Source organism: Candidatus Methylomirabilota bacterium (genome assembly GCA_035315345.1).
In the GTDB taxonomy this organism is placed as follows: Bacteria; Methylomirabilota; Methylomirabilia; order Rokubacteriales; family CSP1-6; genus CAMLFJ01.
Genome location: DATFYA010000109.1, coordinates 67,365 through 90,999 on the forward strand (window position 1 = coordinate 67,365; position 23,635 = coordinate 90,999).

Annotated in this window: 17 protein-coding genes; 8 read left to right on the forward strand and 9 right to left on the reverse strand. The window is 71.8% G+C overall.

Annotated elements, in window-relative coordinates:
- The first annotated feature begins 89 nt into the window (after positions 1-89).
- Positions 90-584, forward strand: coding sequence for a heme-binding protein (locus VKN16_15340; GenBank protein HME95579.1), 495 nt, complete (start codon positions 90-92; stop codon positions 582-584).
- A 232-nt stretch (positions 585-816) separates the two neighbouring features.
- Positions 817-1,104, forward strand: coding sequence for a hypothetical protein (locus tag VKN16_15345; GenBank protein HME95580.1), 288 nt, complete (start codon positions 817-819; stop codon positions 1,102-1,104).
- Between the two features lie 4 nt (positions 1,105-1,108).
- Here the strand turns inward: VKN16_15345 and VKN16_15350 are convergent, their stop codons facing one another.
- From VKN16_15350 to VKN16_15360, 3 genes are all read right to left on the reverse strand, one after another.
- Entirely contained in the window at positions 1,109-2,164 is a 1,056-nt protein-coding gene (locus tag VKN16_15350) for a transporter substrate-binding domain-containing protein (protein ID HME95581.1), read from the reverse strand.
- Positions 2,165-2,209: 45 nt separating this feature from the next.
- The gene (locus VKN16_15355) at positions 2,210-3,895 is read right to left on the reverse strand and encodes a PQQ-dependent dehydrogenase, methanol/ethanol family (protein ID HME95582.1); all 1,686 of its coding nucleotides are present in this window, start codon (positions 3,893-3,895) and stop codon (positions 2,210-2,212) included.
- A 107-nt stretch (positions 3,896-4,002) separates the two neighbouring features.
- Positions 4,003-4,329, reverse strand: coding sequence for an NIPSNAP family protein (locus VKN16_15360; protein ID HME95583.1), 327 nt, complete (start codon positions 4,327-4,329; stop codon positions 4,003-4,005).
- Positions 4,330-4,470: 141 nt separating this feature from the next.
- Between VKN16_15360 and VKN16_15365 the strand changes: the two genes are divergently transcribed.
- From VKN16_15365 to VKN16_15375, 3 genes are read left to right on the forward strand one after another with little or no spacing between them, the layout of a single operon-like run.
- On the forward strand, positions 4,471-4,905 hold the full coding sequence (locus VKN16_15365) for a hypothetical protein (protein ID HME95584.1): 435 nt from the start codon (positions 4,471-4,473) through the stop codon (positions 4,903-4,905).
- Between the two features lie 33 nt (positions 4,906-4,938).
- Positions 4,939-5,991 (forward strand): zinc-binding dehydrogenase, encoded by a 1,053-nt coding sequence (locus VKN16_15370; protein ID HME95585.1) that lies wholly within the window; start codon positions 4,939-4,941, stop codon positions 5,989-5,991.
- A 28-nt stretch (positions 5,992-6,019) separates the two neighbouring features.
- Complete coding sequence (locus VKN16_15375) at positions 6,020-9,385, forward strand: adenylate/guanylate cyclase domain-containing protein (GenBank protein ID HME95586.1); 3,366 nt, start codon at positions 6,020-6,022, stop codon at positions 9,383-9,385.
- Here the strand turns inward: VKN16_15375 and VKN16_15380 are convergent.
- From VKN16_15380 to VKN16_15405, 6 genes are all read right to left on the reverse strand, one after another.
- Positions 9,382-10,470, reverse strand: coding sequence for an LLM class flavin-dependent oxidoreductase (locus VKN16_15380; protein HME95587.1), 1,089 nt, complete (start codon positions 10,468-10,470; stop codon positions 9,382-9,384). The two genes, VKN16_15375 and VKN16_15380, sit on opposite strands and share 4 nt — an antisense overlap.
- A gap of 14 nt (positions 10,471-10,484) precedes the next feature.
- Positions 10,485-12,146 (reverse strand): AMP-binding protein, encoded by a 1,662-nt coding sequence (locus VKN16_15385; GenBank protein HME95588.1) that lies wholly within the window; start codon positions 12,144-12,146, stop codon positions 10,485-10,487.
- Between the two features lie 106 nt (positions 12,147-12,252).
- Positions 12,253-15,609, reverse strand: coding sequence for an adenylate/guanylate cyclase domain-containing protein (locus VKN16_15390; GenBank protein HME95589.1), 3,357 nt, complete (start codon positions 15,607-15,609; stop codon positions 12,253-12,255).
- A gap of 134 nt (positions 15,610-15,743) precedes the next feature.
- Positions 15,744-15,971 carry a hypothetical protein gene (locus VKN16_15395; GenBank protein HME95590.1) on the reverse strand — a complete coding sequence of 76 codons (228 nt, stop codon included), beginning with the start codon at positions 15,969-15,971 and terminating at the stop codon, positions 15,744-15,746.
- A gap of 114 nt (positions 15,972-16,085) precedes the next feature.
- Positions 16,086-16,901 carry an enoyl-CoA hydratase-related protein gene (locus tag VKN16_15400; protein HME95591.1) on the reverse strand — a complete coding sequence of 272 codons (816 nt, stop codon included), beginning with the start codon at positions 16,899-16,901 and terminating at the stop codon, positions 16,086-16,088.
- Positions 16,898-19,384, reverse strand: a complete 2,487-nt coding sequence (locus tag VKN16_15405; GenBank protein ID HME95592.1) for an acetate--CoA ligase family protein — start codon at positions 19,382-19,384, stop codon at positions 16,898-16,900. The genes VKN16_15400 and VKN16_15405 overlap by 4 nt, the downstream gene beginning before the upstream one ends.
- 104 nt (positions 19,385-19,488) lie before the next feature.
- Between VKN16_15405 and VKN16_15410 the strand changes: the two genes are divergently transcribed.
- From VKN16_15410 to VKN16_15420, 3 genes are read left to right on the forward strand one after another with little or no spacing between them, the layout of a single operon-like run.
- Positions 19,489-21,162, forward strand: a complete 1,674-nt coding sequence (locus VKN16_15410) for an amidohydrolase family protein (protein ID HME95593.1) — start codon at positions 19,489-19,491, stop codon at positions 21,160-21,162.
- Positions 21,163-21,167: 5 nt separating this feature from the next.
- On the forward strand, positions 21,168-21,929 hold the full coding sequence (locus VKN16_15415; protein HME95594.1) for an SDR family NAD(P)-dependent oxidoreductase: 762 nt from the start codon (positions 21,168-21,170) through the stop codon (positions 21,927-21,929).
- A 10-nt stretch (positions 21,930-21,939) separates the two neighbouring features.
- Positions 21,940-23,598, forward strand: coding sequence for a thiamine pyrophosphate-binding protein (locus VKN16_15420; protein ID HME95595.1), 1,659 nt, complete (start codon positions 21,940-21,942; stop codon positions 23,596-23,598).
- The last annotated feature ends 37 nt before the right edge of the window (positions 23,599-23,635 follow it).

A 23,635-nucleotide genomic window follows, 5' to 3' on the forward strand; every position in this document is an offset into this window, starting at 1 on the left:
GCGGCTCGTCGGGCCGTGGGAACCTTTGCCAGGGGTGCCGAGTTACGCGGCCGCCACTCCATGCCGCGCACCCTCACAGGAGGAAATCCATGAAGACGTTATCGTTCGTGGTGATCGCTCTGTCGCTCATGGTCGGTGTGGCCGCCGCTCAGCAGCCGGCCGCCCCGGCGCCGCCGCCGATGTTCTATGGCCTGCCGATCAACCTGGAGCAGGCCAAGAAGGTCATGGCCGGCGCGGAGGCCGAGGCGAGGAAGAACAACTGGCCGGTCGCGATCGTGATCCTCGATTCGGGCGGACAGATGGTCATGATGCAGCGTCTGGACAACACGCAGTGGGGGAGCGTGGACATCGCCAAGGAGAAGGCCCGCACCGCGGTCGCGCTGCGGAGGCCGACCAAGGCCCTGCAGGACGGCATCGCCCAGGGCGGGGCCAGTCTTCGGTTGCTCTCGACCGGGTTCAGCATGATCGAGGGCGGCATCCCGATCGTCGCCGACGGCAAGGTCATCGGCTCGATCGGCGTCTCCGGCGTCACCTCCGCGCAGGACGCCCAGACCGCTCAGGCCGGGCAGGACGCGCTGAAGTAGACCGCATCACGGCGGGTCGGCGCTCCCCGCGGCGCCGGCCCGCTCGTCGCCCCCGCGACCGAGCGCGTGATCGCGCTCGACCAGGCGAGCTCCGCGGTGTGACACGACGGCCCCGATCGGGACGACGCCACCGTGAAGACCGTCACCTCGACCTGACGACGACGTCGTCGAAATACCGGTGACCGTGAGACGATGATCCCGCGGTCGACTCGACCGGGGAGATGGGCACGCCATGAAATATCTCGTCAACGGGACGCTGCGCTCGGACCGGACGCGCGAGGAGCTGCTCGAGCGGGTGAAGAAGAAATCGCTGTCCCGCACCGCTTGGACGCTGATCGAGAAGGGCGTGATCACCGAGCACGGCTACAAGACGGGAGATCGGCCTGGCTTCGTCTTCGTCATGGAGGGCAGCTCGGAGGCCGCCGTCCGGTCCACGATCGCGCTGTTCCCCCTGGTGCAGGACGGGTGGTTCGACATCGACATCGATCCGCTGACCCCGTTCCTGACCGAGCTGCGCTAGACCGTCAGTTCTGGACCGATTCCAGGAAGGTCAGGATCTTGCCGATGGCCTCCGCGTTGAGGACGTCACCCCACGTCGGCATGCCCTTCGTCGGGCGCCCCTCCGTCATGGTGCTGACCGCGACGTCCCGCATCTTGTCGCCGTAGCGCGCGCGCAGCCGCCGCAGGTCGCGGCTCGGCTCCGGGCTCAGCGCGTTGGGGGCGTGGCAGTGCGAGCAGTACTGGTTGAAGAGGCTGCGGCCGGCCCGGACGGTGTCGGGCGGGGCGGCGGCCACCGGGTTGTCGGCCGCCAGCAGGGGCACGCGGCTGCGGGACACCCGCTCGAACCCGATGGTCGGCCCCGAGGGGAAGCCGTACTTCACGGCGAGCCGCGCGATGTCGGGACCGAGCTGCGCCAGCTCGGCGTCGATGGCCACGCGCAAGCTCTCCTCGCGCTTGCGCACGCCCACCGCAGCCTGCCACTGCAGCCCCGGCCCGGCCACCGGCGAGACCTGATAGGCCCCGCCCAGCTTCTGCTTGTTGACATAGCCGGCCACCGGGCCCCACACGAAGGCCGCGTCGACCTCGCGGCGCGCCAGCGCGTCGAGCGCGGCCTCGGGCTCGCGGAACGTCACCAGCTGGAAGCCGCCGCGCTCGGAGAGGAGCAGCTGCGGTGACGACGAGAACTGCACCGCGACCCGACGGCCCTTGAGATCGTCGACGGCCGCGAGTCCGGGCGACCGCGGCGCGATGACCGCGTAGCCCATGTCGAGGAACGGCCGGGTCAGCGCGACGGTCTGGCTCATGAACGACGTGTCGTACGGCAATCCGAAGTAGGCGTCGCACTCGTCGGACAGCAGCGTGTTGCGCACCGTGCGCCGGCCGAAGTAGCTCCGCCACCAGAAGTACTCGGCGGGCGCGCCCAGGCGCGCGGCCACCAGCTCGGCCAGCTCGACGTAGAGGCCGCGGTCGGGGCCGCGCTCGCTGCTGAAGGGGAGGTTGTCGGGATCGGCGCAGACGCGGAGCCTGGCGAGGGGCGCCGCCGGCGTCGTCGCCCCCAGCCCGAGCAGCAGCGCGCCCACGAGCGCGAGCGCTCCCCTCCGCATCGAGCGGTGCCCGCGGTCGCCCTAGGGCGACGGCAGCTCGAAGACGAAGAGGGTGCCGCCCTCCGGGCTGGCGTCCACCATCTGCTTGCCGATCGGCCCCAGGAACACCGGGATCGAGAAGGTGCGTCCCGAGACGACCGCCACGTACTGCTTGCCGTCGAGCTCGTAGGTCATCGGCGCGGCCGCCACCCCGGATCCGGTCTGGAACTGCCAGAGCTGCTTGCCGGTCTTGGCGTCGAGGGCCTTGAACCAGCCGCGCACGTCACCGTGGAAGACCAGCCCGCCCGCGGTGGTCATGGTGCCGCCGAGCCAGGGCAGCGCGTCCTTGTTGCCCCAGACCTTCTGCTGCTTGACCGGATCCCACGCCATCAGCTCGCTCATGTAGCCGCCGGGCCCGCTCTTGCCCAGGTCGAACTCGAACGCGAGATAGAAGCTGCCGCGCTTGTAGGCGGGCTCGGCGCCTTCCATGTCCATGCACAGGTTGATGGACGGGATGTACACGAGCCCGGTCTGCGGGCTGTAGCTCATGGGGTGCCAGTTCTTGCCGCCGAGCAGATTCGGGCAGATGTTCATCGCCCGGAACTTGAAGCGCGGCCGCTTGTCCGGCACCTCGATCGGCCGGCCGGTGGTCATGTCCACGCCGGTCGCCCAGTTGATGGGCACGTACGACTGCGCGGAGATCAGCTTGCCGGTCTGGCGGTTCAGGACGTAGAAGAAGCCGTTGCGGTCGGCCTTGAACATCGCCGGCGTCTTCTGCCCGTTGACGGTGACGTCGGCCAGCACCAGCTCGTTCACCCCGTCGTAGTCCCACACGTCGTGCGGCGTGCTCTGGTAGTGCCACACGAGCTTGCCGGTGTCCGCGTTCAGCGCGAGCGTGGAGGACGAGTAGAGGTTGGTCATGATGCCGTAGTTGCCGCTGTCCAGACCACGGATCGAGCCGCCCCACGGCGAGGGATTGCTGGTGCCGTAGTAGATGAGGTTCAGCGCGGGATCGTACGAGCCGATCAGCCAGGCGGTCGCCCCGCCGTACTTCCACGAGTCGCCCTTCCAGCTGTCGTTGCCCGGCTCCCCGGGGCCGGGCACGGTCCAGAAGCGCCAGACCTCCTTGCCCGAGTCCTGGTCGAGCGCGCTCAGATAGCCGCGCGCTCCGTACTCGCCGCCGCCGAAGCCGGTGATCACGAGGTTCTTCACGATGGTGGGCGGCGAGGTGATCACCGAGCCCTGGGTGTAGTCGACGACCTGCGTCTTCCACAGCTCCGCGCCGGTCTTGGCGTCCAGCGCGACCATGTGCCCGTCGAGCCGGCCCACGAAGACCTTGCCGTTGGCGTAGGCCACGCCGCGATTGTTGACGTCGCAGCAGGCGAACTGATCGATGCCGCCCGGCACGTCGGGGGAGTAGCGCCACCGCACCGTCCCCGTCTTCGCATCCACCGCGAACACGTTCTTGGGACCGAACGACGAGGTCACGTAGAGGGTGTCGCCGACCAGGATCGGCGTGGACTCCTGGGAGCGCACCGACCCGAGCTGCAGCGCCCACGCCACCTTGAGCTGCTGCACGTTGCCGGTGTTGATCTTGTCGAGGCTGCTGTAGCGCGTGTTGGCGGTATCGCCGCCGTACACGCCCCAGGCCGCGCCGCTGTCGGCGGCCGAGATCGAAGCCAGGCACAGCAGGCAGAGCAGGGAGAGGAGCGGGGTGACTCGCTTCATCGCAGATCCTCCTGGCTGTCGGGTGGTGCCATCGTCGGCCTCTACTGACGCGGCGATGCTAGGCGCGGGTCCACGCCTTGTCAACCGGGCGGCGGTCGACCGGTCCGTCAGGGATGGGGGCCCCACGGAGCCGCGGTCAGCAGCTTGACCTCCTGGGAGGCGACCAGCGGCCGGAACTTCACCGCGAAGCCCTCCACGAAATCCTTGTTGGCGAACACCGACTTCCAGTGCGCGCGCCGGTCGGCGTCGTCGTCGAACTTCCAGAGATGGACGAGCTGATTGATCATGCCGGTGTCGGCCTGGAAGTAGCCGATGAGCTTCTTGTCCTGGCCGCCCTTCTGGAGCGCCGGGTAGCCGAACTCGGTGTAGAGCTTGACCGCCTCGCCCATCTTGCCGACGTGCAGCGTGTAGGTGCGCATCTCGTAGACCGTCATGCTCTCCTCCGGGTGATGAGTGAGTGGCGACGGAGCCGTCCGCCGGACGAGTCTACCGCAGGAGGGACGAGAGCGAAGGGGCGGTGGTAGTCTGGCAGCCGGGAGCGAACGCTATCCGCGAGGAGCCGGAGGAGCCTCGACATGGTGGCACGCGGTCAGGAGGGGATGGGGAAGGTCGGCGTGATCGTCGTGTCACTGCTGATCGTGGCCGTGATGATCACCGGCTACGTCTGGGGCACGCTTCGGTGGAGCTATGCGACCGGGGAGAGGGCCGGCTGGGTGCAGAAGTTCTCCCGGAAGGGCTGGATCTGCAAGACGTGGGAAGGCGAGATGGCGATGGTCTCGATGCCCGGCTCGACGACCGAGAAGTTCCTGTTCACGGTCCGGGACGACGGGGTCGCGGCCGAGATCAACCGGGTCATGGGCCGGCGCGTGACGCTGCACTACGAGCAGAAGGTCGGGCTGCCCACCAGCTGTTTCGGCGAGACCCGGCACTTCGTCACCGGGGTCATGCCCGTGGAGGAGATCCCGCTCGCCCCCGGTGTCATCGTGCCGTCCCCGGCCCCGTCGCGCTAGCGGACCGAACATCATCGACCGCAGGAGGTGCGCATGAAGGGCGTCGTGTTTCTCGGCGATCGGAAGCTGGAGCTGCGCGAGTTCCCGGATCCGGCTCCGGGCCCGCGGGACGTGGTGCTCGAGATCCGGGCCTCGGGCATGTGCGGCAGCGATCTGCACAACTACCGCGCCCCCGCCCAGCCCGCCGGTGTCGTCACCGGCGGCATCCGCCGCCAGGCCGGCATGATCGCCGGCCACGAGCCCTGCGGGGTGGTGGCCGCGGTGGGCGCGGGCGTCACCGATCGCGAGGCCCGCGTGGGCCAGCGGGTGATGGACCACCACTACGAGGGATGCGGCGTCTGCAAGCACTGCCGGGCCGGCTGGACCCAGATGTGCCTCGAGGGCGCGGTGGTCTACGGCTCGGGTGGGCACGGCGGGCACGCGCGGTACATGAAGGTGCCGGCGTCGACGCTGGTGCCGCTGCCCGACGCGCTGTCGTTCGTGACGGGCGCCGCGATCTCCTGCGGCACCGGGACCGCGTGGGGCGCACTCAGGCGCGTCGCGCTGCAGGGCGGCGAGACGATCGCCATCTTCGGCCAGGGGCCGGTGGGCCTGTCGGCGACGCAGCTCGCGGTGGAGATGGGCGCGCGGGTCCTCGCGGTGGACATCGCCCCGGAGCGGCGCAAGCTCGCGCAGCAGTTCGGCGCCCACGCGGTGATCGACCCGGCCGCCGACGACATGGTGAAGGCGATCCGCGATCTCACGCACGGGGAGGGCGCCCACAAGACGCTCGACGCCTCGTCGGCGCCGGAGGCGCGCGCGGCCACGGTCCGCGCGGTGCGCTCGTGGGGCACCGCGTGCTTCGTGGGCGAGCGCGGCCAGGTGACGCTCGACGTGAGCCCGGACCTGCTGCGCCGCCAGGTGACGCTGGTCGGGTCCTGGACGTTCTCCAGGCAGGGGCAGGCCGAGTGCGCCGAGTTCGTCGCCGAGCGCAAGATCGACGTGGAGCGTCTCTTCACCCACCGCTGGCGGCTCGAGCAGGCGGAGGAGGCCTACCGCCTCTTCGATACCCAGACCACCGGCAAGGCGGTCATCCTGCCCTCGTGATCGTGCCGTCGTCGCCGCCGTCATCGCCATGACCTGTGTCCGCTGCCAGACCGACAACCCGCGGCAGGCGAAGTTCTGCCTGGAATGCGGGGCCCCGCTCACCGCCCGCTGCGAGAGCTGCGGAGCCGCGCTGCCCGCCGGCGCGCGCTTCTGCCTGCAGTGCGGGCAGCCGGTCGGCCGCGGGGCGGGCGCCTCGCCGCGGTTCGCCGCGCCGGGCTCGTACACGCCTCCGCATCTCGCCGAGAAGATCCTCACCTCGAAGGGCGCGCTCGAGGGCGAGCGCAAGCAGGTGACCGTGCTCTTCGCCGACACCAAGGACTCGATGGAGCTGGTGGCCGATCGCGATCCCGAGGAGGCGCGCAAGCTGCTCGATCCCGTCCTCGAGCACATGATGGCCGCGGTGCACCGGTACGAGGGCACCGTGAACCAGGTTCGCGGCGACGGGATCATGGCCCTCTTCGGCGCGCCGCTGGCCCACGAGGACCACGCGGTGCGCGCCTGCTACGCCGCGCTCCGGATGCAGGAGTCGGTCAAGCGGTACGCCGAGGAGGTGTTCCGCTCCCACGGCGTGCTCATCCAGATCCGGGTCGGCCTCAACTCGGGCGACGTCGTCGTCCGGGGCATCGGCTCCGATCTGCACATGGACTACATCGCGCTGGGCCAGACCACCCACCTGGCCGCCCGCATGGAGCAGCTCGCCGCCCCGGGGACCGTGCTGCTGGCACCGACGACGCTGCAGCTGGCCGAGGGCTATGTCCAGGTGACCGCGCGCGGCCCGGTCGCGGTGCGCGGACTCCCGGAGCCGATCGAGGTCTACGAGATCGTCGGCCCGGGCGCGGTGCGATCGCGCCTGCACGCGGCGGCCGCCCGCGGGCTCACCCGCTTCGTCGGCCGCGATCGCGAGATCGATCAGCTGCGCCGGGCGCTCGAGCAGGCCCAGGACGGCCACGGGCAGGTGGTCGCGGTGCTGGGCGAGCCCGGCGTCGGCAAGTCGCGCCTCTACTGGGAGTTCATGCACTCGCATCGCATGCAGGGCTGGCGGCTGCTCGAGAGCGGCGGCGTCTCCTACGGCAAGACCACCGCCTACCTGCCCATCGTCGAATTGCTCAAGGCGTACTTCCAGATCGGGGCGCGGGACGAGACGCGGACGATCCGGGAGAAGGTGATCGGCAAGGTCCTCTCGCTCGATCGCGCGCTCGAGCCGGCGCTCGCGGCCCTGCTCGCGCTGCTCGAGGTGCCGGTCCCGGACGCGGCGTGGGCACGCCTCGACCCGTCGCAGCGCCGCCGCCGGACGCTCGAGGCGGTCACCGGCCTGCTGTTCCGCGAGAGCCGGGTCCAGCCGCTCCTGCTCCTCGTCGAGGACCTCCACTGGAGCGACGCGGAGACCGAGGCGGTGCTGAGCAGCCTGGTGGAGAGCCTGCCCACGGCGCGGATGCTGCTGCTCGTCAACTATCGGCCGGAGTACGAGCACGGCTGGGGCCACAAGAGCTACTACCGCCAGCTGCGGGTCGAGCCCTTGCCCGCGGAGAGCGCCGAGGACCTGCTCACCGGACTGCTCGGAACCGGCCCCGACCTGGACGCGCTCAAGCGCACCCTCATCGCCCGCACCGAGGGCAATCCGCTCTTCCTGGAGGAGAGCGTGCAGGCCCTGGTGGAGACGAAGGCGCTGGTCGGCGAGCGCGGCGCCTACCGGCTGGCCCACGGCGACCTGACGGTGCACGTGCCGACCACCGTGGAGGCGATCCTCGCCGCGCGCATCGACCGGCTGTCGCCCGAGCGGAAGCGGCTGCTGCAGGCGGCCTCGGTCATCGGCAAGGACGTGCCGTTCGCGCTCCTGCTCTCGGTGGCCGAGGTCGGCGAGGAGGAGCTGCGCCGCGGGCTCGGCGACCTGCAGGCCGCCGAGTTCCTCTACGAGACGCGCTTGTTTCCCGACCTCGAGTACACCTTCAAGCACGCGCTCACCCACGAGGTCGCGTACGGCGGCCTGCTGCAGGAGCGTCGCCGCGAGCTGCACGCCCGGCTCGTGGGGGCGATCGAGTCGCTGCACCGCGACCGCCTCGGCGAGCAGGTGGAGCGGCTCGCCCATCACGCCCTGCACGGCGCGGTGTGGGACAAGGCGGTGCCCTATCTCCGGCAGGCCGGCCTCAAGGCGGCCGGCCGTTGCGCGCTCCCGGAGGCGCGGGGATGGCTCGAGGAGGCGCTGGGCGTGCTGGCCGGGCTGCCCGAGAGCCCGGCCACGCTCGAGCAGGGGGTGGACATCCGTCTCGAGCTGCGGCCGCTGCTCGGCGTGCTCGGCGAATACCGCGCGGTGATGGAGCGCCTGCGCGAGGCCGAGGTCATCGCCGAGACCCTGAACGACGACCGCCGCCGCGGCCGCGTGTGGGCGGTCATGACCAACGCGCACTCGCAGCTCGGGCAGCTCGACGAGGCGCTGCCGCTCGGGATGCGGGCCCTCGCCGCGGCCGCGCGCAGCGGGGACCTGCCTCTGCGCCTCTTGACCACCACGTACCTCGAGCAGGCGAGCTACTTCGGCGGCGACTTCCAGCGCGCGGTGGAGCTGGCGGTCGGCAATCTCGCGGCGCTGCCCGCCGGCGCCGACTACGAATCGTTCGGCGCGGCCATGCCCATCGCGATCTACGACCGCTACCTCCTGGTCCGGAGCCTCGCCCAGCTCGGCCGGTTCGGCGAGGCCGCGCGCTACGAGGCCGAGGCGCTGCGACTCGCCGAGCCCACGCGCCACGCCTACGCGGTCGGGATGGCCCATCTGGCCGCGAGCTGGCTGCATCTCCTGCAGGGCGACTGGGCGCGGGCGCGGTCACTGGTCGAGCACGGCGTCGCGGCCTACCGCAGCGGGAACATCGTGCTGAACCTCCCGCATGCGGTGGCCTCCTCGGCGTGGGCGCTGGCCCAGGCCGGCGAGATCGGCGAAGCCACCAGCCGGTTCGAGGAAGGGGCGCGCCTGCTCGCGCGCGAGGCCGATCGGGGCATCATCGGTCTCCACGGCGAAGCCTGCCACGCGCTGGGCCGCGCCGCGCTGCTCCTCGGGCGGCTCGACGACGCGCGTCGCCTGGCCGAGCGCGCGCTCGCCTCGTCGCCCGCGCATCCGGGCTTCGCGGCGCACGCCCGGCACCTGCTGGGCGACGTGGCCGCGCATTCCCAGCGCTCGGACGGCGAGCGGGGCGAGGTCCACTATCGACAGGCCCTCGCGCTGGCCGACGCGCACGGCATGCGCCCGCTGGTCGCCCACTGCCACCTGGGCCTCGGCCGGCTCTTCCGCCGCGCCGGCGGAGACGCGGCCGGCGAGCATCTGTCGGCCGCGATGAGGCTGTACCGCGCGATGGCGATGCCGTACTGGGCCGAGCGCGCCGAGGAGGAGACGAGGCCGCGCGCCTAGGAGCGCGCCGCGTCCGCCTTCGTCCAGGACCGCACCACCGGGAGGACCTCCTTGGCGTAGAGGCGCAGTCCCGACTCGGCCAGGTCGAACGGGGTGCCGCCGAACCGGAACGAGGTGGCCAGCTCGAACTCGCCGACGATGGCCCGGCGCTCCTCGAACTTGCGCAGGATGCGATCGGGCGTGCCCCAGACCGCGGCCTCCATGAACGCGGAGACGATGCCGTCCATGCCGATCTCGCGGGCCATCGCGATCTTCTGCGCGTAGGCGTCGTAGCCCTTCACGGTGCTGAAGTGCGGTCCCAGCAGCTCGTAGTGGTAGAAGTTGCTCTCCACGAACTTGCCCATGTAGCGGCGGGCGGTCTCCTCCGCGCCGTCCATGGTGGCGGTGCACACGCAGAAGTCGGCGAGCAGGGGCGGTCCCGCCTCGTGCCCGTGGATCCGCCGCACCAGCTCGCGGTGCTTCCGGATGGCCGGCATGCGCATGGGCCAGGGCCGGTCCGCGAACATCACCATGCGCGCGTCGAGCGTCGCGGCCGAGACCACCGAGTCGTCGGAGGAGGCCACCGCGTAGACGCGGCCGTCGAAGCTCCGCGTCGGCCGCGGCCGGATCTCGGTGCGCGGCTGGCGGTAGAACGGCCCGTCTCCTTCCATCACCCCGGTGCGCAGCGCGCGCAGGATCATCTCCGCGGCCTCGTCGAACCGCCCGCGCGATTCGTCCATCGTGCCCCGGAAGGCGGCGAACTCGCGCCGGGCGAGGCCGCGGCCCACGCCGAGGCGAAGACGGCCGCCGCTCAGGTGATCGAGCACCGCGGCCTGCTCGGCGACGCGCAGGGGATCGTGCCAGGGCAGGATCACCGCGGCGGTGCCGAGGCCGACCTCGGGACACTGGGCGGCCAGGTAGGACATGAGCTGCAGGTTGTCCGGGCAGAACGAGTAGTCGTTGAAGTGGTGCTCCACCGACCAGAGCACGTCGAAGCCCAGATCGACGGCCTGCCGGGCGAGCCGCAGCTCCTCGTCCCACACCTGCGCGTCGGGCACATCGCTCCACCCGTAGCTGGCGAAGATCATCTGCAGGCCGACGTCCATCGCGTCGTCCCCGCTCAGGCGCGCGCGGGTGGCGCGGGCTCGAGCTCCGAGCGGCCGGCCGGCCCGGCCGGCCACTCGTGGCGGGCGCGCTCGCGCAGCTTGACCTTCTGCACCTTGCCGGAGCTGGTCATCGGGAACTCGTCGACGAAGCGCACGTGGCGCGGGATCTTGAAGCTCGCCACCCGCCCGCGGCAGTGCGCGATGACCTCCTGCTCGGACAGGGCGCAGCCGGCGGCCAGCTGCACGAACGCCACCGCCACCTCGGAGAGCCGCGCGTCGGGCAGGCCGACCACCGAGGCCGCGTTGATCGCGGGGTGGGTCGTGAGGAAGGCTTCGACCTCCATGGGGTCCACGTTCTCGCCGCCGATCTTGAGCATGTCCTTGTAGCGGCCGAGGAAGCGCATGTGGCCGTCCGGGCGCAGGAGGCCCATGTCGCCGGTGTGGAACCACCCGTCGCGGTCGATGGCCCGCGCGGTCTCCTCGGGCCGCTTGTAGTAGCCGGCGGTGACGATGTAGCCGCGCACGAGGATCTCGCCGGGGACCGACACCGGCTGGTCCGCGCCGGTCTCGGGATCGATGATGCGGATCTCGTAGCCCGAGCCGGGATAGCCGTTGGCCTCCACGCATTGCTCCTCGGTGGAGTCGAGGAACGAGAAGGTCACGCCGATTCCCACCTCGCTCATCCCGAAACCGGTCATGAGATTGCCGAACGTCCGCCGGGCGCGCCGGGCGATGGGGATCGAGCTGGACATGCCGGTGCCGCATATGCCGGTGCGCACGCTCGACACGTCGCGCGGGCGGCGCTCCTGGGCGTCCAGCAGGGCCTGGTAGTGGGTGTCGAAGCCGTGGATGATCGTCGCCCGCTCGCTCGCCACGAGGTCGAGGCACTCGTGGGGATCGAAGGTCTCGGTCAGCACCTGGCGCGCGCCCCGGATCAGCGACATGAGCGGCCCTTCGAGGAAGCCGAAGGCGTGGAAGAGCGGCAGGTACATGAGGATCACGTCGTTGATGGTGATGGCCATGCGATCGCCGTGGTCCCAGGTGTTGCGGATCATCCGGTGGCTGTGCACCGCCCCCTTGGGGAAGCCGGTGGTGCCCGACGTGTAGAAGATGAAGGCGGTGTCCTCGGGATCGACCCGGCGCGCCCGCTCGCGGAGGGCGTCGGGGGTGACCGCCCCCCCGCGCTCCACCATCTCGCGCCAGCCGGTCACGCCGGCGTGCGCCCCGTCCGACAGCGCCACCACGTGACGCAGGCACGGCAGGCGCGGGTCGGCCGCGGCGCCGAGCGCGGGCGCCACGTCGCGCATCATGCCGAGGTAGTCCACCGGGCCCGAGCGATCGGCCAGGAGCACCGCGGCGGCGTCGGATTGGGCCAGCACGTAGGCGGTGTCCTCGGTGCGGAAGCGCGTGTTCACCGGCACCAGCACCGCGCCGATCTTCATGATCGCGAACATCGCGTCGATCCACTCCGGCCGGTTGACCATCCAGAGCGCGACCTTGTCGCCGGGGGCGATGCCCAGGGTGAGGAGGCCCCGCGCCACCGCGTCGACGCGGGCGTCCAGATCGGCGAACGTCCACCGCCGGCCCTGGAAGGCCAGCGCTTCTCGCGGGCCCCACTGGCGCGCCGCCCGCTCGGGGAGGAGCCCGATCGTCTGCTTCACGTACCAGTCGCCCATGATCGCCTCCCTCTTCGTAGCCCCGGCGCGACGATGGAGGGAATCGTATGCCGCGCCTCCGCCTCCGCGCAACCGGCCACGGTCGACGCACGCCGGCGCCGGCCCCTCACCCCCCGAGGTCGTCCAGCAGGGCCCGGGCGGCGCGCAGGTCCGGCAGGTCGAAGCCCTCGGTGAACCAGCTGTAGATGCCGGCGAGCGTCCGGCGGGCGTCCTCGCGCCGGCCCTGGTCGCGGAAGAGACGGGCGAGGCTCGTGGCCGCGCGCAGCTCGAGCGAGCGCAGCTCCCGGCCGCGCGCCATCTCGACGGCGCGCTCGAAGCACCGGGCGGCCTCCTCTGGCGGCTCGGAGGACATTCGCCGCAGCTCGCCCTCCACGCGATACACCTCGGGGCCATAGAGCCCGGTCGCCGCCGCGTCGCCGAGCGCGGCCAGGACGGCGAGGCCCTGCCGGGGCGCCTCGAGAGCGCCGTAGAGCGATGCGATGGTGCAGCTGCCGATCACCGAGCGCCACGTCCGCATGATCTCCCGCGCCTGTCCCTTGCGGAGCGCGTCCAGGACCGTGGCGTCGGGACGCTCGTCACGGATCACGTGCAGCAGGGCGGCCATGCCGATGTCCCAGCCGTGAAAGCCGTTCGCTTCCGCAACCGCCATGCAGCGCTGCCCCGCCGCGGCGGCGGCTCGGCGGTCGCCGCTCAAGTAGTAGATCCAGGCCACCATCCCGAACGTCATCGTCGAGGTCATCGGGTGGGCCAGCGTGTCGGTGAGGCGGATCGCCTCGTGGGCCGCCGCGATGGCGCGCTCGGGATAGCCCAGGGCCCACTGGCTCGCGGCCAGGAAGTAGCGGCAGCACGCGCCGGGGTCGTGACCGCCGTACACCGATGCCATGCCGGCGTGGCGCTCGCGGTCGTACAGCTCGAGGCCGCGCTCGATGTGCGGGACGGCGCGCTTCACCTCGCCCATCGCGACCAGCGTCGGCCACAGCGCGTGGTGCGCCTCCAGGAGCTGATCACGCTCGCCGGTCCGCCGGGCCGTCTCGAGCAGGTGCTCGCCCGCCTCCACCGCGGGCGGATAGTCGGCCCGCGTGAACTGGACGTACCAGAGTCCCCATTGGACGAGGAAGCGGCGGGCCGCGTCGTCCAGGCGCTCCACCAGGTCGAGGGCCGCCCGGTACGACGTCTCCACGATCGGCGACGGCGGGCCGTGGAGCGACATCAGCGCCGGGCCGAGGGCGATCCGCACGTCGAGAGCCTCCGACATCGTCTCCCGGCTCTCGGGCTGCTCGGCGAGGAGCGCGAGCGCCCGCTCGAGGAAGTCGATGGCCTCGCGGTTGGCGGAGCGCGCGGCGGCCCGCGTGCCCGCCTCGCGGAGATAGCGCACGGCCCGGTCGACCACGCCCGCCCGTTCCGCGTGGTGCGCGAGCACCTCGGCGTGCTCGCCGACCCGGTCGGCGTGCAGCCGCTCCATCGTCGCCAGGATCTGCGCGTGGAGGAGTCGGCGCCGCTCCTGGAGCACGCCGCCGTACGCCACCTCGTGGGTGAGGGCGTGCTTGAAGGTGTACTCCAGATCGGGGAACAGTCGCGCCTCGTAGAGCAGCTCGGCGGTCTGTAGCTCCCCGAGCCCGGCGTGTAGCGCGTCGTCGGTCATCTCCGCGACGGGCGCCAGCAGGGCCACCGGCACGTCCTTGCCCACGACGGCGGCGGCCTGCAGCAGCCGCTTGAGCTCCGGGCGCAAGCGATCGATGCGCGCGGCCAGGATCGCCTGCACGCTGGCCGGCATCTGGATCGTCGCGGCCGCGCCGGCGAGCCGGTAGGCACCCGGCTCGCCCACGAGGGCGCCCGTCTCCACGAGCGTCCGCACGCTCTCCTCGAGGAAGAGGGGATTGCCTTCCGTCCGGGCGATCAGCAGCGGCGAGAGCGACGCGATGGACGGATCGTCGCCGAGCAAGGCGTGGAGCAGCGCGTCCGCGCTCTCGGGCGGCAGCGGGTCGAGGCGGATCTGCCGGTAGTAGGTCTTGCTGCCCCATCCGTGACGGTACTCGGGGCGATAGTTCACCGCGAGGAGCACCGCCGCGCTGCCCAGGCTCTCGGCCAGGCTGTCCAGGACGGCCTGCGTCTCGGTGTCGATCCAGTGGAGGTCTTCGAGCAGGAGCAGGAGCGGCTGCGCCTGGCTCTCGCGCAGCAGGACGCGCTTGACGCTCTCGATCGCGCGCCGGCGCCGCTGAGGCGGCTCCAGCTGGGCGAACGCCTCGCCGGGGTCGGGTACGTCGAGGATCCACAGCAGCGCGGGGATCGACTCCTCGAGCGTGCGGTCGAGGGTGAGCAGGGTGCCGGTGACCTTCGCCCGCACCGTGCGCAGGTCGTCGCGGCCGTCGATGCCGAAGTAGCCACGCAGCAGCTCGGCCAGCGGCAGGAACAGCGTGGCCTTGCCGTAGGACACCGAGCTGGCCTCGAGCACCCGCCAGCCGCTGCCCGGCCCGTGATGGGAGCGGATGAACTCGTAGAACAGCCGCGACTTGCCGACGCCCGCTTCACCCACGACCGCCACGAGCTGGCCGTGCCCCTGTCGGGCCTGAGCGGCGGCCTGGCGAATCTGCTCCAGGTCGGCGTCGCGGCCCACGAAGCGGCTGAAGCCGCGGGCCCGCGCGGCCTGCAGGCGCGTGCGGACGGTGCCGGCTCCGGTCAGCTCGAACACGTCGATCGGGGCGGCGAGACCCTTGACCGGGACGGGCCCGAGCGGCCGGACCTGCACGAACTCCTCGGCCAGGCGCAACGTCTCGGCGGTCAGCCGGGTGGTCCCGGCGGGCGCGAGCTGCTCCATGCGCGCGGCGAGGTGCGTGGTCTGCCCGACCGCGGTGTAATCCATGCGCAGATCGCTGCCCACCGACCGCACGACCACGTCGCCCGAGTTGAGGCCGACCCGGATCTGCACCTCGACCCCGTGATCGCGCCGCACTGCCTGCGCGTACCGGCCGATCGCGTCGTGCATGCGCAGGGCCGCGTAGCACGCGCGCACCGCGTGGTCTTCATGAGCCAGCGGCGCGCCGAAGAGGGCCATGATCCCGTCGCCCATGACCTGATTCACGGTGCCCTCGTAGCGATGCACCGCTTCCATCAGCCGCTCCAGCACCGGATCGAGGATCGCGCGGGCCTCCTCCGGATCGCGGTCCGCGAGCAGCTCGGTGGACCCCTTCATGTCCGCGAAGAGCACCGTGACCTGCTTGCGCTCGCCCTCCAGCGCGGCCTTCGAGTTGAGGATCCGCGCGGCCAGGTGCCGCGGGGTGTAGGAGTCCGGGGCGGCGGCCGCGGCGGACGGAGTGCGCAGGGGCGTCGCGCACTGACCGCAGAACTTGTTGCCCGGCGGGTTGGCCGCCCCGCACGACGGGCACGTGGCGGCGAGCGGGGCCGCACATTCGCCGCAGAACTTCGCGCCGGGCGGGTTGTCGTGCTGGCACCGGGAGCACTGCATCGGTAGAGCTCTCAGACGAAACGAGACGAGCAGGATGACACGGGTGCCGAGAGAGTAGTCGGCCCGCCGGGCTCCGTCAAGGATCGACCGCCGTGTCGGGGACGGTCGGTCCGATAGCTACTGGACGGGCAGATTCAGGCGGAACGTCGCGCCGCGGCCGCCGAGATCCTCGCTCCAGATGCGCCCCCGGGCGTCTCGACGACCGGCTTGAGCACGATCTGCTGGAGCGACACGCGGTCGGCCGAGATCGCGGGCAGGGTCGGTCGCAGCTCGGTGCGGTCGAGGCGGTGGTCGCCCAGGAGCCGATCGATCCGGCCCATGGCCTGCACCTCGTCGGGGCCGTACCCGAAGATGATGCCCACGTTCGGTGATGTTGCTGAGGGTGAGACGGTGGAGCTCTTCCGAGTCGCGGAGGGCCTGATGGGCTCGCGCCCGGGCTCCGTTCGTCAGCGCACTCCTCGTGCTCGCCGAGCCGCTCAGTCCGCGAACTGGGCGGCGCGCCATTTGAGCGCCGCGCCCAGCCCCTCCTTCTCCCGGATCTCGTCGAACTTCATCCCGATCTCGGTCCGCGCCGCGTAGAGCGGCGCGAGCACGTCGAGGCCGGCCAGGATCGCGTTGCGGAAGCCGGCCGCCTCGGCGCCGCGTCGCGTGGCCAGCTTGGTGGCGGCCAGCGCTTCCGGCGAGATGAGGGCGATCCGACGCGCCAGCTTCATCGTCTCCTCCTGCAAGCGGGCGCGGGGCACGACGCGGTTGACCATGCCATAGGAGAGCGCGGTCTTCGCGTCGATGCTGTCGCCAAGGTAGAGCAGCTCCCGTGCGCGCCGCAGGCCGATCACGAAGGGCATCACCAGGCCGGGGCCGACGTTGGAGAAGCGGATCTCGGGCTCGCCGAAGACCGCGTCGTCGGCGGCCACCGCCAGGTCGCACAACATCATGAGCTCGCAGCCGCCACCCAGGCAGTGGCCCTGCACCGAGGCGATCACCGGCTTGTTCATGTCCCACGGGGTCATCTCGAGCCGGATGTCGTCGGTCAGCGACTCGTGCCAGGCCAGCGCGTTGCCCCGCCGCGCCGCGCGCGCGGGATTGGGGGAGATGTCGTAGCCGGCGCTGAAGCTGCGGCCCTCCGCCCGCAGCACCACCACGCTGGTGGCCGGATCGGCGTCGGCGGCGCGCAGGCGCTCCACGAGGGTGTGCTTGAGCTCGGGGCTGATCGCGTTGAGCTTGTCGGGCCGATTGATGGTCACGACGCCGACCCGGCCCTCGACGGTGTAGGTCACGATCTCCGCGCTCATGGGGGCTCCTCGGCCCGCCGCGGGACGATGAGCGCGTCGACCACGACGCAGCCCCGGCCCCGCGGCAGCACCTTGATGGGGTTCACGTCCAGCTCGGCGACGGCCGCACGGTCGGCCCACGCGTAGTCGGCGAGCGCTTCGAGACAGCGATGGAGCGCGTCGACGTCGGCGGGCGGTCGGCCCCGGAAGCCGGCGAGCAGCGTGGTCGCGGCGGGGACCTCGGCGACCATCGTCTCGACGTCGCCCACCCGGAGCGGCAGCGGCCGCAGCGCGATCCGGTCGAGCGCCTCCGCCGCGACACCGCCCAGCCCGAACGCGAGCAGCGGGCCGAAGTCGCGATCGTGAGTCACCCCCGCGAGCACCTCGATGCCCTCGCTCACCATCTGCTGGACCACCAAGCCGGCGATCGCGACGCTCGCCAGCGTCGTCGCGCGCACCGCCATCATGCGGTCCCACGCCTGGCCCAGCTCGTGGCCGTCGCGGATCCCGACCGCCACCAGCCCGAGATCGGAGCGATGCGGCACCCCGTCCGCGACGAGCTTCAGCGCCACCGGATAGCCGAGCGCGCCCGCCGCGTCCAGCGCCGCCTCCCGGGTCGCGCACAAATGCTCGCGCACCACCGGGAGACCGGCCTGGGCGAGCAGCCGCTTGGCGTCGTGCTCGTGGATCGTGCGCCGCGTCCGGCCACCCGCGAGCGCGGCGAGCGACGGCATCGGACGCGCGGGCGGGGGACGGAGCGGCGCGCGCGGCACCGCCTGGCGGGCGAGGCGGTCGATCGCGCGGAGGCCCTGGCGCGTGCCGCCGATCAGCGCGATGCCGTGGGCGCTCAGCAGCTCGTGCTGGTCGCGCCGGAAGATGCCCGGGCGCGTGCCCATCAGGTAGAAGGGCTTCGCCGACGTCTTTGCCCCCTCCACCAGCATGGTCGCGTAGGCCATGAAGCGCTGAGGGGTGCCCAGCGGGGAGCCGTCGGCGCTGTCCGTGCACCAGACCACCGCGTCGATGTCCGGATCCGCGGCGAGCGTGCGGAGCGCGTGCGGCACGTTGGTCTCGAAGTCGCCGTTGCCCCACGCGTCGAGCGGGTTGCCGTCGCCGCCGATCGCGCCGATGACGCGCGCGGCCTCGGCGCGCGAGGCGGGCGAGAGCGGGGGCAGCTCGAGCCCGACGCGGGCGGCCACGTCGAGGATCAGCTCGGTGTGGCCGCCCGAGTTCGTCACCACCCCGATCCGACGTCCCGCCGGGCGGCGCTCGCCCTGGCCGGCGGCCAGGGTCTCGGTCATCTCGTCCATGTCGTGGACCTCGATGGCCCGGTGCGCGCGCAGGATCGCCTCGATCACGCGCGACTCGCCGGCGAGCCCGCCGGTGTGGCTGGTGATCGCGCGGCGCGCGCGCTCGCTCCGGCCCACCTTGAGCACCACCACCGGCTTGCCGCGGTCGGCGGCGCGGTCGAGCGCGGCCACGAACCGATCCGGCTGCCGCACGCTCTCGAGGAACATCGCGATCATCCGCGTGGCCGGGTCGTCGATCAGGTACTCGAGGACGTCGGCGGCCACGATCACCGCCTCGTTGCCGGTCGAGATCACGCGGCTCCAGCCGAAGCGCCGGCAATCCGCCAGGAGCCCGATGACGATCGACCCGCTCTGGGAGACGAGCCCCACGTTGCCGGCGAGGGGCGCCGGATCGCGGAGCGCGTTCAGGTAGACCAGGCTGCGCTCGTGCGGGCTGATGACCCCCATGCAGTTCGGCCCGCAGAACGCGATCCCCGCCTCGCGGCAGATGGCGATCAGCTCATCCTGCCGGCGCCGTCCCTCGTCGTCGCTCTCCGCGAAGCCGGCGTCGAACGCGACCGCGGCCCGCACTCGCTTCTTGGCCGCGGCGCGCAGGCCCTCGAGCACGCGCTCGTGGTTGACGCAGAAGGCGAGCACGTCGACGCCCTCGGGCAGCTCCTCGATCGAGCGATAGCAGCGCCGCCCCAGCAGGCTCTCGTAGCGGGGATTGATGGGATAAACGTCGCCCGGAAACCCGATGCGGTCGAGATTCTCGACGATCGTACGGCCCACCGACGGTCGCTCGGAGGCGCCGAGCACCGCGACCGAGCGAGGCTTCAGGAGCGCGTCGAGCTGGATGACCGATCCTCCTGACCGGCGCGGCGCGGGATGCGCCCGCTGCTGTAGGAGACTCGCCCACCGTGAACCGGCGGTCAAGCGAGTTTTGGTGAGCGTCTTGACAGCGGCCCGGCCCGGGTCTTTACTGAGCCCACGACGAGGCACGATGGCTCGTCGCGCAGGTGTTTCAGGAGGTAGGGATGGACACTCCACCGGGCCAGTCACGCGCGTCATCGGTGAGATGACAGGCGGCCGATGACGCCTCCCCAGCACCTTCGCCTGAACTGAATCCCGACTCCTGCCGGGCCGCGCAGCGTGTGCTGCGCACTTACCTGAGGGACCCGCGGGCGGGGCCGAGTCCCCGCCCGCCCCCTCTCCCATTGGGGTCTCCTCGTTCTCCACGCGGTTTGACCTGCCGGCCGCGCTCTGGCAGGATCGCCCCCGTAGCGTCTGCCGGGAACCGTGCCGAAGAAAGGGGAGCGCCCATGATGGACCTCGTGATCAAGAACGCGCGCATCTGCGATGGAACCGGCGCCTCCAGCTTCATGGGCACGCTCGGGGTCGAGGGCGGCGTGATCCGGTACGTGGGCCCGCGTGACGGCCAGACCGCGGAGCGGGTCATCGACGCCGACGGCCTCGTCCTCGCTCCCGGCTTCGTGGATCCCCACACCCACTACGACGCGCAGATCTCCTGGGATCCGCTCGTCACGTGCTCACCGTGGCACGGCGTGACCACCGTCATCATGGGCAACTGCGGGGTGGGAGTGGCGCCGGTCAAGCCGGAGACCCGCGAGATCCTCATGCAGGATCTGGTCAACGTCGAGGCCATTCCCTACGACGTGATGAAGGCGGGCATCGACTGGCAGTGGGAGAGCTACGGCCAGTATCTCGACGCGATCGATCGCCGCGGGCTCGGCATCAACGTGGCCGGCCTGGTCGCGTTCACCCCGCTGCGCCACTACGTGATGGGGGAGGCCTCGTTCGAGCGGCCGGCCACCCCGGCCGAGATCGACGCCATGCGGCGCCTGCTGCGCGAGGCGATGGAGGCGGGCGCCTTCGGCCTCAGCACCACGACGTCTCGCAATCACGTCGGCTACGAGGGTCGGCCGCTGGCCTGCCGCAACGCGAGCCGCGACGAGCTGCTCGGGGTCGTGCGCGGCCTCGCCGACGTCGGGCGGGGCGCCATCGAGATCATCCTGAGCTCGGGGGGCATGTACGCGGTGAGCGACGACGACGTCGAGCTGCTGCGCGGGATCACCCAGGCGAGCGGGCGGCCGGTGACGTGGCTCGCCCTGTTCGCGCATCCGGGCCAGCCCGACTTCCACGACCAGACCTTCGCCAAGCTGGGCGATCTGGTGAAGCAGGCGATCCCTCAGATCACCCCGCGGCCCATCATGAGCCAGGGCGATCTGCGGAACCCCACCATGTTCGGCTCCTTCATCTCCTGGCAGAAGGTCTTCAACCGGCCGGAGGCCGAGAAGATCGCCGTCTACCGCGAGGCCGCGTTCCGCGACGCCTTCCAGCAGGAGCTGGAGAGCCGCCAGCGCAGCCACATGTGGGGCCAGATGCGCGTGCTGGAAGTGGGCCGGCGGGAGCTGGCGGTCCACGTGGGACGCACGCTCGAGGAGATCGCGGCGAGCGAGGGCAAGCGTCCGGTCGACGCCTACTTCGACCTGGGCCTCGCCGACGACCTCGCCACGCGCTTCCAGTCCTCCACGTTCAACTTCGATCCCGCCGGCGTCGAGCGGCTGATCGCCGACGACCGCTGCCTGATCGGCCTCTCCGACGGCGGCGCGCACGTCGACGTCATCTGCGACGTGGGCTACGCGACCGCGCTGCTCGACCTGTGGGTGCGCAAGCGTGGAGTGCTGAGCCTGGAGAAGGCGGTGCACAAGCTGACCCAGGTGCCCGCGACCGTGTTCGGCATCCCCGACCGCGGCGTGCTCGCGGAGGGCAAGGTCGCCGACCTGGTGCTGTTCGATCCGGCCACCGTCGCCGCGCGCACGCCGCGGTACGTGCACGACCTGCCGTGCAACGGCCGGCGGCTGATCTGCGAGTCCGAGGGGATCAGGGCCACCTTCGTGGCGGGCACGCAGCTCTACGACGACGGCCGGCACACCGGAGCGATGCCCGGACGGATCCTGCGCAGCTACCAGTAGCCGCCATGAGCGAGTTCCTCGACCTTCACGGCAAGGTCGCGGTGGTGACCGGGGCGGCCAGCGGGCTCGGTCGGGCGGTGGCCCGGGGGCTCGTGCGCGAGGGCGCGCGTGTGGTGCTCGGCGACATCGACAAGGCCGGGCTCGAGCGCACCGCGCGAGAGCTGGGCGACGCGGCACGGTGGCACCGCACCGACGTGGCGCGGCGCGACGACGTCGCGGCTCTCTTCCGGGTGTGCGACGAGGCCTTCGGCCCGGTCGAGATCCTGGCGACCTGCGCCGGCATCATCAGCTCGGCTCCGCTCGCGGTCATGACGGAGGAGGAGTGGGACCGCGTGCTCGCCATCAACACCAAGGGCACCTTCTTCTGCATCCAGGAGGCGGTCACGCGCATGATCCCGCGCCGGCGCGGCCGCATCGTCACCATCGGCTCGGACAGCGTGACGCGAGGCGGAGGGCGCGTGGCCACCGCGGCCTACACCGCCTCGAAGGGGGCGGTGGTCGCGCTCACCCGCAACATCGCCCGCGATCTGGTCGGCACCGGGGTCAGCGTGAACTGCCTCAACCCGGGCCCGATCGATTCGCCGATGCACGCCCCGCTGACCGCCGAGCAGCGGGCGCGGGTGACCGCGAGCATCCCGCTCGGCTGGATGGCGAAGCCGGAGGAGATCGCCAACGGCGTGCTCTTCCTCGCCTCGGATCGCGCGGCCAGCTTCATGTTCGGAGCCAACCTCAACATCGACGGCGGCAGCCAGATGGGCACGAGCTGAGCGGGCCTCCATGCGTGGCCGGCAGGTCTTCATGGAGAGCCTGATCGCCCACGGGGTGACGTACGTCTTCGGCAACCCCGGTACCACCGAGAGCCCGATCCTGGACGCGCTGCAGGACTACCCGTCGCTGCGCTACATCGTGGCCCTGCATGAGGGGGTGGCCCTCGGCGCGGCCAGCTACTACGCGCAGACGAGCGGACGGCCCGCGGTGGTCAACCTGCACGTGGCGCCGGGGCTCGGCAACGCGCTCGGCATGCTCTACAACGCCTTCAAGGCTCGCGCGCCACTGGTCGTCACCGCCGGGCAGCAGGACACGCGGCTGCGGCTGCGCGGGCCGGTGCTCGGGCACGATCTGGTGGCGATGGCGACGCCGCTCACCAAGTGGAGCGTCCAGGTCGAGCGCGCCGACGAGTTCGCGCTGATCATGCACCGCGCGCTCAAGATCGCCACGGATCCGCCCGCCGGTCCCGTGTTCGTCGCGCTGCCGATCGACGTGCTCGAGCAGGAGACCGATCTGGCGCCGCTGCCGCCCGGCCGTCTGTACCGGGCGCCCGAGCCGGATCCGTCGGGCGTGCAGGCCGCCGCGGATCTGCTGCTGGGCAGCCGGCGACCGGCCTTCGTCCTCGGCGACGACGTGACCGGAGCGGCGGCGGAGGCGGCCGCCCTCGCCGAGCAGGTGGGCGCCGCGGTGTGGTGCGAGGGCCTGCGCGCCCAGCAGCCGCTGCCGAGCGCACACCCGAACTTCCGCCTCGGGCTGCCGTTCGACGCCCTCGCCATCCGCAAGGCGCTCGACGGGGTGGACACCGTGCTGCTCGTCGGCGGGCCGTTCTTCGAGGAGGTCTGGTACGCTCCCGGCCCGCCGCTTCCGCCCGGGGCCTCGGTGATCCACATCGAGTCGTCACCCGAGCGGCTGGCCCACAACCTCGCGGTGACGGTCGGGCTGGTGAGCCACCCGCGGGCCGCGCTCTCGGCCCTCGCCGCCGCCGTCGAGCGCGGCGCGAGCGCCGCGTTCCGCGAGACGGCGGACCGGCGGAACGAGGCGCTGCGCGCGCTGAAGGCGCAGGATGCGGAGGCCCAGCGCGCCCGGGCGGCCAAGCGGTGGGCCGGCACGCCGATCTCCGTGCCGCGCCTCGTGGCCGAGATCGAGGCGGCCTTGCCGGCGGATGCCATCGTCGTCGACGAATCCATCACCGCCAGCCTCGATCTGACGAGGACCGTTCAGTTCGAGCGGCCGGGCGACTACGTCGGGGCGCGCGGCGGCGGCATCGGCCAGGCGCTGCCCGGGGCCCTCGGCGTGAAGCTGGCCCATCCCGATCGGCCGGTGGTCGCGCTGTCCGGCGACGGCTCGGCGATGTACAGCATCCAGGCCCTCTGGACCGCGGCGCATCACGACCTCGCGGTGGTCTTCGTGATCCTGAACAACCGCGAGTACCGCATCCTCAAGCACAACATGGATACGTACCGACAGCGCTTTGGTGCGAAACCCGACCGCGGCTACCCGAACATGGATCTCGTGGGGCCCGACCTGGGCTTCGTCGATCTCGCGCGGGGCATGGGGGTGGCGGGCGAGCGGGTCGCCACGCCGGACGAGCTACGCCCCGCGCTCGCGCGCGCGCTCGGCGCCGGCCGCCCGTTCCTCCTGGACGTCGCGATCGAGGGCCGCGCCTGACGCGGGCGCGCGGAGCGCCGGTCAATCCTCGCGGTTG

What these genes read in the sequence shown, in the direction of transcription:
- VKN16_15410 (HME95593.1), top strand. Translation starts at nt 19,489, where the DNA reads ATGATGGACCTCGTGATCAAGAACGCGCGCATCTGCGATGGAACCGGC.
- VKN16_15340 (HME95579.1), top strand. Translation starts at nt 90, where the DNA reads ATGAAGACGTTATCGTTCGTGGTGATCGCTCTGTCGCTCATGGTCGGT.
- VKN16_15360 (HME95583.1), bottom strand. Translation starts at nt 4,329, where the DNA reads ATGACGGTCTACGAGATGCGCACCTACACGCTGCACGTCGGCAAGATG.
- VKN16_15420 (HME95595.1), top strand. Translation starts at nt 21,940, where the DNA reads ATGCGTGGCCGGCAGGTCTTCATGGAGAGCCTGATCGCCCACGGGGTG.
- VKN16_15380 (HME95587.1), bottom strand. Translation starts at nt 10,470, where the DNA reads ATGGACGTCGGCCTGCAGATGATCTTCGCCAGCTACGGGTGGAGCGAT.
- VKN16_15385 (HME95588.1), bottom strand. Translation starts at nt 12,146, where the DNA reads ATGGGCGACTGGTACGTGAAGCAGACGATCGGGCTCCTCCCCGAGCGG.
- VKN16_15345 (HME95580.1), top strand. Translation starts at nt 817, where the DNA reads ATGAAATATCTCGTCAACGGGACGCTGCGCTCGGACCGGACGCGCGAG.
- VKN16_15375 (HME95586.1), top strand. Translation starts at nt 6,020, where the DNA reads ATGACCTGTGTCCGCTGCCAGACCGACAACCCGCGGCAGGCGAAGTTC.
- VKN16_15355 (HME95582.1), bottom strand. Translation starts at nt 3,895, where the DNA reads ATGAAGCGAGTCACCCCGCTCCTCTCCCTGCTCTGCCTGCTGTGCCTG.
- VKN16_15415 (HME95594.1), top strand. Translation starts at nt 21,168, where the DNA reads ATGAGCGAGTTCCTCGACCTTCACGGCAAGGTCGCGGTGGTGACCGGG.
- VKN16_15405 (HME95592.1), bottom strand. Translation starts at nt 19,384, where the DNA reads ATGGGAGAGGGGGCGGGCGGGGACTCGGCCCCGCCCGCGGGTCCCTCA.
- VKN16_15370 (HME95585.1), top strand. Translation starts at nt 4,939, where the DNA reads ATGAAGGGCGTCGTGTTTCTCGGCGATCGGAAGCTGGAGCTGCGCGAG.
- VKN16_15390 (HME95589.1), bottom strand. Translation starts at nt 15,609, where the DNA reads ATGCAGTGCTCCCGGTGCCAGCACGACAACCCGCCCGGCGCGAAGTTC.
- VKN16_15400 (HME95591.1), bottom strand. Translation starts at nt 16,901, where the DNA reads ATGAGCGCGGAGATCGTGACCTACACCGTCGAGGGCCGGGTCGGCGTC.
- VKN16_15365 (HME95584.1), top strand. Translation starts at nt 4,471, where the DNA reads ATGGTGGCACGCGGTCAGGAGGGGATGGGGAAGGTCGGCGTGATCGTC.